The sequence below is a fragment of the Roseovarius nitratireducens genome (genome assembly GCF_002925845.1).
Lineage (GTDB): Bacteria > Pseudomonadota > Alphaproteobacteria > Rhodobacterales > Rhodobacteraceae > Roseovarius > Roseovarius nitratireducens.
Genome location: NZ_PDNI01000087.1, coordinates 63,336 through 75,220, shown reverse-complemented (window position 1 = coordinate 75,220; position 11,885 = coordinate 63,336). Strand labels below are relative to the sequence as shown.

The 11,885-nt window shown below is 66.9% G+C and carries 12 protein-coding genes; 6 read left to right on the top strand and 6 right to left on the bottom strand.

Annotated elements, in window-relative coordinates:
* Positions 1 to 62: 62 nt before the first annotated feature.
* The 4 genes from CRJ03_RS19255 to guaA all read right to left on the bottom strand — a co-directional run bounded on the left by CRJ03_RS19255 (position 63) and on the right by guaA (position 3,682).
* The gene (locus CRJ03_RS19255) at positions 63 to 965 is read right to left on the bottom strand and encodes a DMT family transporter (RefSeq protein WP_240611725.1); all 903 of its coding nucleotides are present in this window, start codon (positions 963 to 965) and stop codon (positions 63 to 65) included.
* A complete protein-coding gene (locus tag CRJ03_RS19250; RefSeq protein ID WP_240611724.1) occupies positions 962 to 1,228 on the bottom strand; it encodes a putative quinol monooxygenase in 267 nt (88 codons plus the stop codon). Before CRJ03_RS19250 ends, CRJ03_RS19255 begins: the two co-directional genes overlap by 4 nt.
* Positions 1,225 to 2,046 carry an FkbM family methyltransferase gene (locus CRJ03_RS19245; protein ID WP_104020482.1) on the bottom strand — a complete coding sequence of 274 codons (822 nt, stop codon included), beginning with the start codon at positions 2,044 to 2,046 and terminating at the stop codon, positions 1,225 to 1,227. The genes CRJ03_RS19250 and CRJ03_RS19245 overlap by 4 nt, the downstream gene beginning before the upstream one ends.
* A gap of 67 nt (positions 2,047 to 2,113) precedes the next feature.
* Positions 2,114 to 3,682, bottom strand: a complete 1,569-nt coding sequence (guaA, locus tag CRJ03_RS19240) for a glutamine-hydrolyzing GMP synthase (protein ID WP_104020481.1) — start codon at positions 3,680 to 3,682, stop codon at positions 2,114 to 2,116.
* Between the two features lie 210 nt (positions 3,683 to 3,892).
* On the opposite strand from guaA, the gene CRJ03_RS19235 reads away from it, so the two are divergent.
* Positions 3,893 to 5,440 carry a trimethylamine methyltransferase family protein gene (locus tag CRJ03_RS19235; RefSeq protein WP_104020480.1) on the top strand — a complete coding sequence of 516 codons (1,548 nt, stop codon included), beginning with the start codon at positions 3,893 to 3,895 and terminating at the stop codon, positions 5,438 to 5,440.
* On the opposite strand, the gene CRJ03_RS19230 is transcribed toward CRJ03_RS19235, so the two are convergent.
* A complete protein-coding gene (locus CRJ03_RS19230; protein ID WP_104020479.1) occupies positions 5,395 to 5,721 on the bottom strand; it encodes a DUF6477 family protein in 327 nt (108 codons plus the stop codon). The genes CRJ03_RS19235 and CRJ03_RS19230 overlap by 46 nt on opposite strands.
* Before the next feature lie 269 nt (positions 5,722 to 5,990).
* Here CRJ03_RS19230 and CRJ03_RS19225 point away from each other — a divergent pair, with 269 nt between their 5' ends.
* The 3 genes from CRJ03_RS19225 (at position 5,991) to lipA (ending at position 9,148) form a co-directional block, all read left to right on the top strand.
* Positions 5,991 to 7,088, top strand: coding sequence for a DUF6456 domain-containing protein (locus CRJ03_RS19225; RefSeq protein ID WP_104020478.1), 1,098 nt, complete (start codon positions 5,991 to 5,993; stop codon positions 7,086 to 7,088).
* A gap of 41 nt (positions 7,089 to 7,129) precedes the next feature.
* Complete coding sequence (locus CRJ03_RS19220) at positions 7,130 to 8,065, top strand: hydrogen peroxide-inducible genes activator (RefSeq protein ID WP_104020477.1); 936 nt, start codon at positions 7,130 to 7,132, stop codon at positions 8,063 to 8,065.
* Positions 8,066 to 8,203: 138 nt separating this feature from the next.
* The gene (lipA, locus tag CRJ03_RS19215; protein WP_104020476.1) at positions 8,204 to 9,148 is read left to right on the top strand and encodes a lipoyl synthase; all 945 of its coding nucleotides are present in this window, start codon (positions 8,204 to 8,206) and stop codon (positions 9,146 to 9,148) included.
* A 24-nt stretch (positions 9,149 to 9,172) separates the two neighbouring features.
* Here lipA and CRJ03_RS19210 read toward each other — a convergent pair whose 3' ends face one another.
* Positions 9,173 to 9,871 (bottom strand): DUF502 domain-containing protein, encoded by a 699-nt coding sequence (locus tag CRJ03_RS19210; RefSeq protein ID WP_104020475.1) that lies wholly within the window; start codon positions 9,869 to 9,871, stop codon positions 9,173 to 9,175.
* Between the two features lie 263 nt (positions 9,872 to 10,134).
* Here CRJ03_RS19210 and rpsB point away from each other — a divergent pair, with 263 nt between their 5' ends.
* Complete coding sequence (rpsB, locus tag CRJ03_RS19205) at positions 10,135 to 10,911, top strand: 30S ribosomal protein S2 (RefSeq protein WP_104020474.1); 777 nt, start codon at positions 10,135 to 10,137, stop codon at positions 10,909 to 10,911.
* Positions 10,912 to 10,992: 81 nt separating this feature from the next.
* Entirely contained in the window at positions 10,993 to 11,865 is an 873-nt protein-coding gene (tsf, locus tag CRJ03_RS19200) for a translation elongation factor Ts (protein ID WP_104020473.1), read from the top strand.
* The last annotated feature ends 20 nt before the right edge of the window (positions 11,866 to 11,885 follow it).

The following is an 11,885-nucleotide window of genomic DNA, read 5'->3' as shown; positions in this document are numbered from 1 at the left end:
GCGTCACAAATGCACATGAGTTGGGCGGTGGCTCGCATGACACAGTTTTTGCGTGAATCCGTTCACGTTCGGTAACGTTTTCGTGTTTCGACCCACAGGTTTAGGTAATTCGCGCCAAAAATCACACCGGCGCCGATCAGCACCCATGCGTCTATCGCCTCGCCATAGACCATGAGGCCGATCACCGCGATCAGCGGCAGGCGCAGGAAATCCACCGGCGTGACCACGGTGGCCGGTGCGATGGAGAGCGCGGTTGTCAGACACACATGCGCCATCAACCCCGCGCAGCCGATCACGACCAGCCAGGGCAGGGAGGCAGGCGAGGGCAGCGCGATATCGCCGTCAACGCCTGCGCAAACGAGGCCGAACACGATCTGCGTGCCGGTCATCCAGAACAGGATACAGGTCAGGCTCTCGGTCCGTGTCAGCCGCTTGGTGGCGAGGATCGAGCCGGCAAAACCGATCGCGGCGGCAGCGGCGGCGAGCGTGCCCGCGTTGACCGTCTCGGCGGTCGGGCGTGCGACGATCAGGATACCGGAGAAGCCGATGATCGCGGCCAGCGCGCGCACCCGCGTCATCCGCTCGCCCAGCAGCAGCGGCGACAGCACCAACACCCACAGGGGCGCGGTGAATTCCAGCGCGAAAACCTGCGCCAGCGGGATCATCGTGATGGCATAGAACCACAGGTTCTGCCCGGTGAAATGGCTGACGTTGCGCACGAGGTGCAGCCCCGGCGAGCGCAGGGTGATGCTGCGCGCATGGCCGGTGATCCGCGCCACGCCGAGCACGAAGACAAAACCCACGACGCTGCGATACATCATGATCTCGAAGGTATCGAGCTCGAAGCTGACAGCGCGACCGGCGACCGCCATCGACGAGAACGACACCACCGCCCCCAGCATCCACAGCCCCGCCCGCAGCACGGCAGCGGAATCGGCATGCGGCGGGGCAGGGACGAAGGTCATTCCCCGTCCAGTGCGAAATCGCGCGCCATGTGGCCCGTGACCTGCCACCAGCCGCTCTCGCGGGTGCGGGCCTGATGGGCGTCGAACGCGTCGCGGTCGGCAAACCGCTCGGAGACCGAGAACACGCCCGGCGCGGTCTCGGTGATGTCAAAGGACAGACAGCCCGGCTCTTGTCGCGTGAGCCGGACATGGTCGGGCAGCGCGTCGCGGACGGCCGCGGCCTCGTCGGGCGCGCAGGACATGGTGCCGGTCAGGCGGATCACGCGCGCCACCATATCTCGGGCATGGCGATATCGGGCGTGTCGGCCACGTTGGGCCGGTCGAGCGCGTGGGGCAGGTGCAGCGCGCCGGTCGCGGCCCCGGCGGGCAGCCGGTCGCGCCGCAGGTAGGTGATCTCGAAAACCCGCGGGATACCCATGCCGCGGCACGTGGCAATACCGCAGCAATTGTTGGCGTGCATGTGCACGATGGCGAAATCCCGGTGCAGCTTGGCAAACATGGCGCGCAAGAGCGGCAGGCCGTGACGTTCGAAAATCCGTTCCATCCCGTGAAACTCGATCACCATCATGCGGAACCGGCGCAGCAGGGCGGCATCGCTCTCGATCAGAACGTCGAATTCTGCGCCCTCGATATCCATCTGCAACAGCAGGTCGTCATCCGCCTCTTCGCCCAGCTTGTCGCGCACCCAGTCGCCCAGGGTAATGAAGGTCTCATCACTCTGCGCCCCTAGAAAGCGGCGGTCGAACTCGAAGAGCGGATTTTCGAGCGGCGCGCGCTCGACGCTCGCATCGGCCATGAAGGATCGGATGCCGTGGTTGCGCGCGATCTCTTCTTCGAAACGGGCGGTGACGTCGACGCCGGGCGAGAAACAGTGGCGGATGCCCTCGAAATCATCGGGCAGCAAATAGCCCCCGTCACCCCCGCCGCCGACCCGCACCAGGGGCACCGCCGCGCAGGCGTCGCGTATCGAGGCCGCGAAGCCCTGCAAGGCGTCCGGGTCCGCGGCACGCTGCGCGACGCGCCCGCGCGCCAGCCGCGCCACCTCGATTCCCCGCCGCCATCTTGCGATTACGTGCCGCATCGCATGCCCCCTCAATGCCCCTGGCACGCGCGCCAGAGCGCGTTCGCCGCAGGCAGCGCGTCAGCCGTCACTCCCATTCGATGGTCCCCGGCGGCTTCGAGGTCACGTCATAGGTGACGCGGTTGATGCCCTTGACCTCGTTGATGATGCGCGTCGCGGTCTCGCCGAGGAAGTCGTGGGAGAACGGGTAGTAATCCGCCGTCATGCCGTCCACGCTCGTCACTGCGCGCAGGGCGCAGGCGAAATCATAGGTCCGCCCGTCGCCCATCACGCCGACGGTGCGCACCGGCAGGATGGCGACGAACGCCTGCCATATCTCGTCATAGAGACCATGCTTGCGAATCTGGTCGATATAGACGGCATCGGCCTTGCGCAGGATTTCCAGCTTCTCGCGGGTGATCTCGCCCGGGCAGCGGATGGCGAGGCCGGGGCCGGGAAAGGGGTGACGACCGATGAAATGCTCCGGCAGGCCAAGTTCGCGGCCCAGCGCGCGCACCTCGTCCTTGAACAACTCGCGCAGCGGCTCGACCAGTTTCAGCCCCATCTTCTCGGGCAGGCCGCCGACGTTATGGTGGCTCTTGATCGTGACCGATGGCCCGCCCGAGAAGCTGACGCTCTCGATCACGTCGGGGTAGAGCGTGCCTTGGGCCAGAAACTCCGCGCCGTCGATCTCGCCCGCGTATTTCTGGAACACGTCGATGAACAGCCGACCGATGATCTTTCTCTTTGTCTCCGGGTCGCTTACGCCGTCAAGTTCACCCAGGAAAAGCTCTGACTCGTCGGCATGGATGAGCGGGATGTTGTAATGGTCGCGAAACATCGAGACCACTTCCTCGGCCTCGTTGAGGCGCAAGAGCCCGTGATCCACGAACACGCAGGTTAGCTGATCGCCGATCGCCTCGTGCAACAGCACCGCCGCGACAGAGCTGTCGACCCCGCCGGACAGCCCGCAGATCACCTTGCGGTCGCCCACCTGCTCGCGGATTTTCGCAATCGCCTCTTCGCGGTAGGCGCCCATCGTCCAGTCGCCAGCAAAGCCCGCCAGCCGCACGAAATTCTCGTAGAGTCGCCGGCCATTGGGCGTGTGGTGCACCTCGGGGTGGAATTGCACCGCGTAATAGCGGCGTTCGCGGTCGGCGGTGATGGCAAACGGCGCGCCGGGAGAGGTGCCCAGAACCTCGAAACCGGGCGCGACTTCAGAGACATGGTCGCCGTGGCTCATCCAGACCTGTTCGCGCGTTCCGTCCGCGAACCAGCCGTCGAGAAACTCGCTTTGCAGCCCCGAGGGCGTGATCCAGGCGCGCCCGAACTCGGCGGTGGCGTGCTCGCCCGCCTCGACCCGCCCGCCGAGGTCTTGCATCATCACCTGCTGGCCATAGCAGATGCCAAGGATCGGCACGCCCAGGTCATAGACGGCCTGCGGCGGGCGCGGGCTGCCTGTGCGCGTGACGCTATCGGGCCCGCCGGAAAAAATCACCGCACGCGGCGCGATCTCTGCGAGCAGCGCCTCGGTCACGTTCTGGTAGGGGTGGATTTCGCTATAGACGTTCAATTCGCGCAGGCGGCGCGCGATAAGCTGCGTCACCTGGCTGCCGAAGTCGATGATGAGAAGGCGGTCGTGCATTGGCTGGCTCATGGCCAGCCTAGTAGAACGCGCGCCATGTCTGCGCAAGAGGATGTCATCGTGCCGGCGGTGGCCCAGCCCGGCAACGATGTCGCTTTTCCCCCCAACGCGCCGCTATACGCCACCGGACACGTCAGGCAACAAGTTAAAAACGCACAAATACCCGCTGGAACGCGGGCTGGACGGTTGGCGTGGACAGGCACGAACACAAAGGGGGCACTCATGGCAGAAGCATCAGCGCGCAGCAGGCGGGCACGGGGCGGTGGCGGGGCCGCGCGCCGCGCGGAGCGCACCGCCGTGAGCGTCGAGACGGCGCGATATATCGAGCGCAACATTCCCAATTTCGAGATTCTCTCCGAAGAGGCGCTCGAGATCATCGAGCACAACGCCGAGACCGTGCTCGAGGAGATCGGCGTCAATTTCGTGCAGAACCCCGCCGCGCTCGAACGCTGGCGACAGGCGGGTGCGGACGTTCAGGGCGAGCGGGTGCGCCTGCCCCGCGGGCTGGCGCGTCAACTGATCGCCACCGCGCCCTCGCAATTCACCCAGCACGCGCGCAACCCTGCCCGCTCGGTCGAGATCGGCGGGCGCAACCTCGTGCTCGCGCCGGTCTACGGCCCGCCCTTCGTGCATGACATGGAGCATGGCCGCCGCTATGCCACGCTCGAGGATTTCCGCAACTTCGTGCGGCTGGGCTACATGTCGAAATGGCTGCACCATTCCGGCGGCACGGTGTGCGAGCCGACCGACGTCCCCGTGAACAAGCGCCATCTGGACATGCTTCACGCGCACATGACCCTGTCGGACAAGCCGTTCATGGGCTCGGTCACCGAGCCCAGCCGCGCGCAGGACAGCGTCGATATGGCCGGGTTGCTCTTCGGCGAGGATTTCGTGCGCGACAACACGGTGATGACCAACCTCATCAACGTCAACTCGCCGATGACGTTTGACGACGTGATGATGGGCTCGCTCGAGGTTTACGCCTCCAACAACCAGGCCTGCATCATCTCGCCCTTCATCGTCGGTGGCGCGATGGCGCCGACCACGGTCGCGGGCACGCTGACGCAGGTGCTGGCCGAGGTGCTTGCCGGCATCGCCTATTCCCAGCTCATCCGCCCCGGCGCGCCGGTGATCGCGGGGGCCTTTGTCACCTCCATCGACATGAACAGCGGCGCGCCCACGTTCGGGACGCCCGAGGCCGCCCACATCACCTATGGCATGGGCCAGCTCGCGCGGCGGCTGCGGCTGCCATACCGCTCGGCGGGCTCGTTCACCGGCTCCAAGCTGCCCGATGCGCAGGCCGCCTACGAGACCGCCAACAGCCTCAACATGGGGCTGCTGTCGGGTGTCAATTTCATGCTGCATTCCTGCGGCTGGCTGGAGGGCGGGCTGGTTGCCTCGTTCGAGAAGTTCGTGATGGACGCCGATCAGCTCGGCGTGCTGCACCATCTCGCCAAAGGCGTCTACATGGACGAAAACGGCCAAGCGATGGACGCGATCCGCGAGGTGGGGCCGGGCGGTCACTATCTCGGTTGCGCGCATACCCAGGCCAATTTCAAGACGGCGTTCTGGCGCTCTGACCTGCTCGATTACAAGCCTTACGAGACGTGGATCGACGAGGGCGGTCGCGACACGATGGCGCTCGCCAACGCGCGGGTCAAGAAACTGCTCACCGACTACCAGCAGCCCGCGCTCGACCCGGCCATCAACGAGGCGCTCTCCGATTACGTGGCCAGGCGCAAGGAATCGATGCCCGACGCGTTCTCCTGAGCCTCGCGGTCCAGCAGCCGCGCCTCGCCCATCACCGCGATGAGCACCGCCACGTGATGCGCGGCGCGGTACGTCACCGCGCCGCCCCGGCGCGCCGCATCCTGCGCGCGCTCGATCTCGATCAGCCGGGCGAGCGCCTCGCGCGCCGTTGGCAGCGGCCCCGGCCCGATCAGCCGCGGCAGCGCCGTGCCCCGCACGTAGCCCGGCACGCCCAGCCGCGCGGCGCGCACCAAGAGCGGCGGGCGGCGCAGCGCGCCGAGCTTTCGATTAATTTCCTGCATGGCCCAAACTCCCTTTCTGCGAACCTGCCGGGCCACCGTGGCACGGTTGGACGGGGTGTTGCGCGCAGGCCGGATGCAGCGTGCGGCGGGCACAGGCATTGTTCATGGTTTGTCAACGAAAGTTTAATTTCTGGAAACAGTTAACGAACCGGTAATCTTTGCACGTTTAAGTTGATCTGACCATGTGGATAAGCCTGTGGACAAATTGTCCCGGTGCCCGGGACCGTCCTCAGGCCGTAAATCGGGGAACCGCGATGCAAGAGCAGCTTATGACAAAACCCACCTTGCCAAGGGTGCCCTCCTGGGTGCCCGAGGCCGCGGTCCACTACCTTGCGCATATCGAGAGCGGCGCGTCCATCCGTGCGCTGGCGCGGCGGTCGGGGCGGCATGCCTCGACCGTGCTGCGCCAGATCCGGGCGTTCGAGACGCGGCGCGACGACCTGCTGGTGGACGATGCGTTGCGGCGGCTAGGCTGCATCGTCGGTCATGCAAGGAAAGCCGGTTCCCCAACCTTGGAGGCCCGCATGACCGCTACCCCCCACAGCCCGACCGAAGACGACACTACGACCCTCAGCGAGGCGCGGCTCAGGCGCGAGGCACGGCGCGTGCTGCGCCGGCTTTGCGAAACCGGCGCGCGGCTCGCCGTGGCCTCGGAGATGGACAAGGCCGTGGTGGTGCGCGACACCGGCACAGGCCAGCCCACCCGCACCGCCGTGGTCGATCGCGAGGTGGCCGAGGCGCTGGCGCTCAAGGACTGGATCGCCTGCGACAATCCCGGCCGAATCTCGCGCTACCACGTCACCGCAAGGGGCCGCGCCACGCTCGGGGAACTGCTTGCCGAGGACGAAAACGCCGCCTCCGGTCTGCGCGAGGCGGCGGTGCTCGACGGGGCGGATGCGGACGGCGATCCCGCGAACCCCAAGCAGGTGCGCTTTGCCCCTGGCGACACGCCGCTCGCGGCGTTGGCGCGACGGCGCGACAAGGACGGCAAGCGGTTTCTCGATCCCGATCTGGTCAACGCAGGAGAACGCCTGCGCGAGGATTTCGAACTCGCGCAGATGGCCCCGCGCATCGCCCAGAACTGGGATCACTTCCTCAGCCATGCGGGCGAGCCGCCCGCGCCTCCCGACGCGCCAGGGTTTGGTGCCGAGGCGGCGCGCGCGCGCCTCATCGGCGCGCTGCGCGAGCTCGGCCCCGGGCTGGGCGACGTGGCGCTGCGTTGCTGCTGCTATCTCGAGGGGCTGGAGGCCGCCGAGAAGAAGATGGGCTGGTCGGCGCGGTCGGCCAAGATCGTGCTGCGCATCGCGCTGCACCGGCTCAAGCGCCATTATGAGCGGCTGGGCAGGGACGCGAGCCTCATCGGCTGATCGCCCTTGCGCCCGCGCCGGGAACGCCCGATTATACACGCATGAGTATAACGCTGCGCCAGATTCGCTATTTCCGCGCCCTCGCCGAGCATCGCAATTTCGGGCGCGCGGCGGCCGAGATGAACGTCTCGCAGCCCGCGCTCTCGGTGCAGATCCGCGAGTTGGAGGCCGCACTCGGCGCGCGGGTCGCCGAGCGGCGCACCCGTGACGTGTCGCTCACCCCGTTTGGACGGCGCGTCCTGCACCACGCCGGGCGCGTGCTGGAGGAAATGCAGGCGCTCTCGGAGGCCGCGCGCTGGCATGACGGGCTGTCGGGCGAGCTGGCGCTGGGCGTCATCCCGACCATCGCGCCCTATATCCTCCCCGGCGTGCTGGCGTCGCTGCGCACGCGCGACATCGCGCTCGACGTCCGGGTGCGCGAGGCCCGCACCGAGGACCTGGCCTCGGACCTGCGCACAGGGCGAATCGACGCGGCGCTGATGGCCCTGCCGCTGCCCGGCAACGATCTCGAATCCGTCGGCCTGTTCGAGGACCGATTCCTGCTGGCGGGCAGCGCCGCGCGGCTGGCCGCGCTCGGAGAGACGGCGCTCGACCCGACGGCGCTGGGCCGAAACCCGCTCTTGCTGTTGGAGGACGGGCATTGCCTGACCGACCAGGCGCTCGAGGTCTGCGGGCGGGGCAGGGGGCACGCCCAGATCGACACCGGCGCCTCGTCGCTGGGCACGCTGTCGCGGCTGGTGGCGGCGGGGTTCGGCCTGACGCTGATGCCCGAGATTGCCGCGCCCACCGAGGCGCGCGCCGCGCCGGGGCTGGTGCTGCGCCGCTTCGATTCGCCAGAGCCCGCCCGCCGCGTGGCGCTGGTGCGGCGCCGGGGCGCGGGAAATGCACAATGGTTCGACGACCTCGCGCAGGTATTGCGCGCGGCGGGCGAAAGCCTGCTGGCGACGGCCCGCGCCGATTGGGGCACGGGCCGCTAGACACCGGATCACTCGTTACCACGCGATGGCACCGTTGACCCCGGCGCATACCGGCACGCGGCGATGCGCCACTGGAACTCGCCATCCCCGTCACCTATACTCCCCCGAAGTTACCAAATCATTCGCGGGGATTATATCGTGCGCGATCTCAAGATACCCGGGCAGCGCCACCCCGAGAAGGCGCGCCGCCCCGACAGTGCCCAGCCGCGCAAGCCCGACTGGATCCGGGTCAAGGCCCCGAGTTCCAAGGGCTATTTCGAAACCCAGCGAATCATGCGCGAGCACAAGCTGGTGACCGTCTGCGAAGAGGCGGGCTGTCCCAATGCCGGCGAATGCTGGGGGCAGGGGCACGCCACCATGATGATCATGGGCGAAATCTGCACCCGTGGCTGCACCTTCTGCAACGTGGCCACCGGCAAGCCGCAATCGCTCGATGCGTTCGAGCCGGGGCGCGTCGCCGATGCCGTGCAGAAGCTCGGGCTCAACCACGTCGTCGTCACCTCCGTGGACCGCGACGATCTCGACGATGGCGGGGCCGAGCATTTCGCCCAGACCATTCGCGCCATCCGCCACCGCGCGCCCGGCACCACGATCGAGATTCTGACACCCGATTTCCTGCATTGCGATGCGAGCGTTCTGGAAACCGTGGTCGCGGCGAAGCCGGACGTGTTCAACCACAACCTCGAGACGGTTCCCGGCCTATATCCGGCGGTGCGCCCCGGCGCGCGCTACTTTCACTCCCTGCGGCTGTTGCAACGGGTCAAGGAGCTCGACCCGTCGATGTTCACCAAGTCGGGCATCATGGTGGGCCTCGGCGAGGATCGCCAGTCGGTGCACCAGGTGATGGACGACATGCGCGCGGCGGATGTCGATTTCCTGACCATCGGCCAATACCTGCAACCCACGCCCAAGCACCACGCGATCGCCCGTTTCGTGCCGCCCGACGAATTCGCGGCCTATGAAAAGGCCGCCTATGGCAAGGGGTTCCTGATGGTGTCGGCCACGCCGCTCACCCGGTCGAGCTATCACGCGGGCGACGATTTCGCGCGGCTGCGCGAGGCCCGGCAGGCGCGACTGGCCTGACCGAAACGCTAGGGGGCAGGGTGGTCAGGCGCGCTTGCGGGGCTTGCGCGCGGGCTCGGGCTTGTGCTCGGGCGGATAGACCAGCCCCGCCGAAATCACCAGCTTGGCCGCGTCCTCGATGCTCATATCCAGCTCGATCACGTCCTCGCGCGGAAAGAACAGCAAGAACCCCGAGGTCGGGTTGGGCGTCGTCGGCACGAACACGCTCAGAAGGTTGCTTCCGGTTTCGGCCTTGGCGTTCACCTCGCCACGCGCCTCGGTCGAGATGAAACCGATGGCCCAGATATCCTTGCGCGGATACTGCACCAGGCACGCCTTCTCAAAGCTGCGATCGGATTGCGCGAACACCGTCTCGGCGATCTGCTTCACCCCCGAATAGATCGAGCGCACCACCGGCATCCGGTTCACCAGCGATTCGGCAAAGCCGATCATCGAGCGCCCGATCAGCCCCTTGGCGATCCACCCCACGACGATGGTAAAGATCAGGAAGATGATCACGCCGATGCCGCGCAGGTTGATGCCGATATACTGCTCGGGCTGATAGCCTGCGGGGATAAGCGGCAGCACCATGCCATCGACCCATCCCGCCACCGTCCAGATGAGCCACAGCGTCAGCCCAACCGGTGCGATCACCACGATTCCGGTCAGAAAACTCGCCCGCAGCCCCACAAGGCGCCTCGGTTTCTTCGGCTCGGGTGGCAATTCGTCGAAAGGCGTGTTCATCTCGGATCCATGCGGCGGCCACGCAAGTATCTAGGCATGTTGGCCGTGGGCCACAATGGGGCAAAATCACGGGGCCGGAGCGCCGCCCCACGCCGGGGGCGACCGCGAGGGGTTGCGCCCGTCCGTCACCGGGGCTATACGCGCGCCACTGAAATCCCGCAGGCATGGGCGGGCCGCCAGGGGGAGACATCCCCGACGGTCCACCGGTTGAAGCATCCGCTTCTCTCCCCGTGCCGAGGCGCAAACCGGAAAAGGATACGATAATGGCTCTTCCCGAGTTCAATCTGCGTCAGCTTCTCGAAGCCGGCGTTCACTTTGGCCACCAGACGCAGCGCTGGAACCCCCGCATGGGCGAGTTCATCTACGGCGCGCGCAACGGCATCCACATCATCGACCTGACGCAGACCGTGCCGATGCTCGACGCGGCGCTCAACGTCATCCGCGAGACCGTGGCCAAGAACGGCCGCGTGCTTTTCGTCGGCACCAAGCGGCAGGCCAGCCAGCCGATCGCCGACGCGGCCGAGAAATGCGCGCAGTACTACATGAACCACCGCTGGCTCGGCGGCACGCTGACCAACTGGCAGACCGTTTCGAAATCCATCCAGCGCCTGCGCGAGATCGACGAGATTCTCGAGGCCGGTGGCGAGGGCCTCACCAAGAAGGAGCGTCTCGGCATCGAGCGCGACCAGACCAAGCTTCAGTCGAGCCTCGGCGGCATCCGCGAGATGGGCGGCGTGCCCGACCTTCTGTTTGTCATCGACGTCAAGAAAGAGGCGCTCGCCGTGGCCGAGGCCAACAAGCTCGGCATCCCGGTCGTGGCCGTCGTCGATACCAACTGTGCGCCCGACGGGATCGACTACATCATCCCCGGCAATGACGACGCCGCGCGCGCCATCGCGCTCTATTGCGATCTGGTCAGCCGCGCCGCGCTCGACGGGATGTCGGCACAGCTTGGGGCCGCGGGCGTCGACGTGGGTGCGCTCGAAGAGGCGCCGGTCGAAGAGGTCATCGCCGAGGCGACCGAGAGCACCGACGCCTGAGCCGTCACGAAACCGTCACCGGGGCAGGGCTATCCCTCGCGCCCCGGGAACATCCGCTGATATTTTGAGGAGAGCCGAGAGATGGCGATCACTGCTGCAATGGTGAAGGAACTGCGCGACAGCACGGGCGCAGGCATGATGGACGCAAAGAAGGCGCTGACCGAGACGGGCGGCGACATGGAGGCCGCAACCGACTGGCTGCGCACCAAGGGCCTGTCCAAGGCCGCCAAGAAATCCGGTCGTACCGCCGCCGAGGGCCTCGTGGCGCTGAGCGTGGACGGTGGTCGCGGTGTCGCGGTCGAGGTCAATGCCGAAACCGATTTCGTCGCCAAGAACGCCGAGTTCCAGGACATGGTGGGCGCCATCGCCGGGGCCGCGCTTGACGTGGCCGACGTGGACGCGCTCGCCGCCGCCGAGATCGGCGGCAAGACCGTGGCCGACACGCTGACCGACAAGATCGCCACCATCGGCGAAAACATGTCGCTGCGCCGCATGGCCCGCATCGAGGGCAAGGGCGTGGTCTCCTACGTCCACAACGCCGCGCGCGACGGCATGGGCAAGATCGGCGTTCTCGTGGCCTTCGACGGCGACGAGGGCTTTGCCCGGCAGGTAGCGATGCACATCGCCGCGTCCAACCCCGCAGCCCTCGACGAGGCCGCGCTCGACCCGGCCATCGTCGAAAAGGAGCGCGCGGTCCAGATCGACATCGCCCGTGAATCGGGCAAGCCCGAGGCCGTGATCGAAAAGATGATCGTGGGCCGGATGAAGAAATTCATCGCCGAGGCCACGCTCATGGGCCAGGCCTTCGTGATGAACCCTGATCTTACGGTCGAGGCCGCCGCCAAGGAGGCCGGCACCGCGATCACCGGTTTCGTCCGCCTCGAGGTGGGCGAGGGGATCGAGAAGAAGCAGGAAGATTTTGCCGCCGAGGTGGCCAAGGCCGCACAGGGCTGATCCTGCCCCGATCAGGACGC

What these genes read in the sequence shown, in the direction of transcription:
- CRJ03_RS19225 (WP_104020478.1), top strand. Translation starts at nt 5,991, where the DNA reads ATGACAAAACCCACCTTGCCAAGGGTGCCCTCCTGGGTGCCCGAGGCC.
- CRJ03_RS19235 (WP_104020480.1), top strand. Translation starts at nt 3,893, where the DNA reads ATGGCAGAAGCATCAGCGCGCAGCAGGCGGGCACGGGGCGGTGGCGGG.
- tsf (WP_104020473.1), top strand. Translation starts at nt 10,993, where the DNA reads ATGGCGATCACTGCTGCAATGGTGAAGGAACTGCGCGACAGCACGGGC.
- guaA (WP_104020481.1), bottom strand. Translation starts at nt 3,682, where the DNA reads ATGAGCCAGCCAATGCACGACCGCCTTCTCATCATCGACTTCGGCAGC.
- CRJ03_RS19230 (WP_104020479.1), bottom strand. Translation starts at nt 5,721, where the DNA reads ATGCAGGAAATTAATCGAAAGCTCGGCGCGCTGCGCCGCCCGCCGCTC.
- CRJ03_RS19220 (WP_104020477.1), top strand. Translation starts at nt 7,130, where the DNA reads ATGAGTATAACGCTGCGCCAGATTCGCTATTTCCGCGCCCTCGCCGAG.
- rpsB (WP_104020474.1), top strand. Translation starts at nt 10,135, where the DNA reads ATGGCTCTTCCCGAGTTCAATCTGCGTCAGCTTCTCGAAGCCGGCGTT.
- CRJ03_RS19245 (WP_104020482.1), bottom strand. Translation starts at nt 2,046, where the DNA reads ATGCGGCACGTAATCGCAAGATGGCGGCGGGGAATCGAGGTGGCGCGG.
- CRJ03_RS19255 (WP_240611725.1), bottom strand. Translation starts at nt 965, where the DNA reads ATGACCTTCGTCCCTGCCCCGCCGCATGCCGATTCCGCTGCCGTGCTG.
- CRJ03_RS19210 (WP_104020475.1), bottom strand. Translation starts at nt 9,871, where the DNA reads ATGAACACGCCTTTCGACGAATTGCCACCCGAGCCGAAGAAACCGAGG.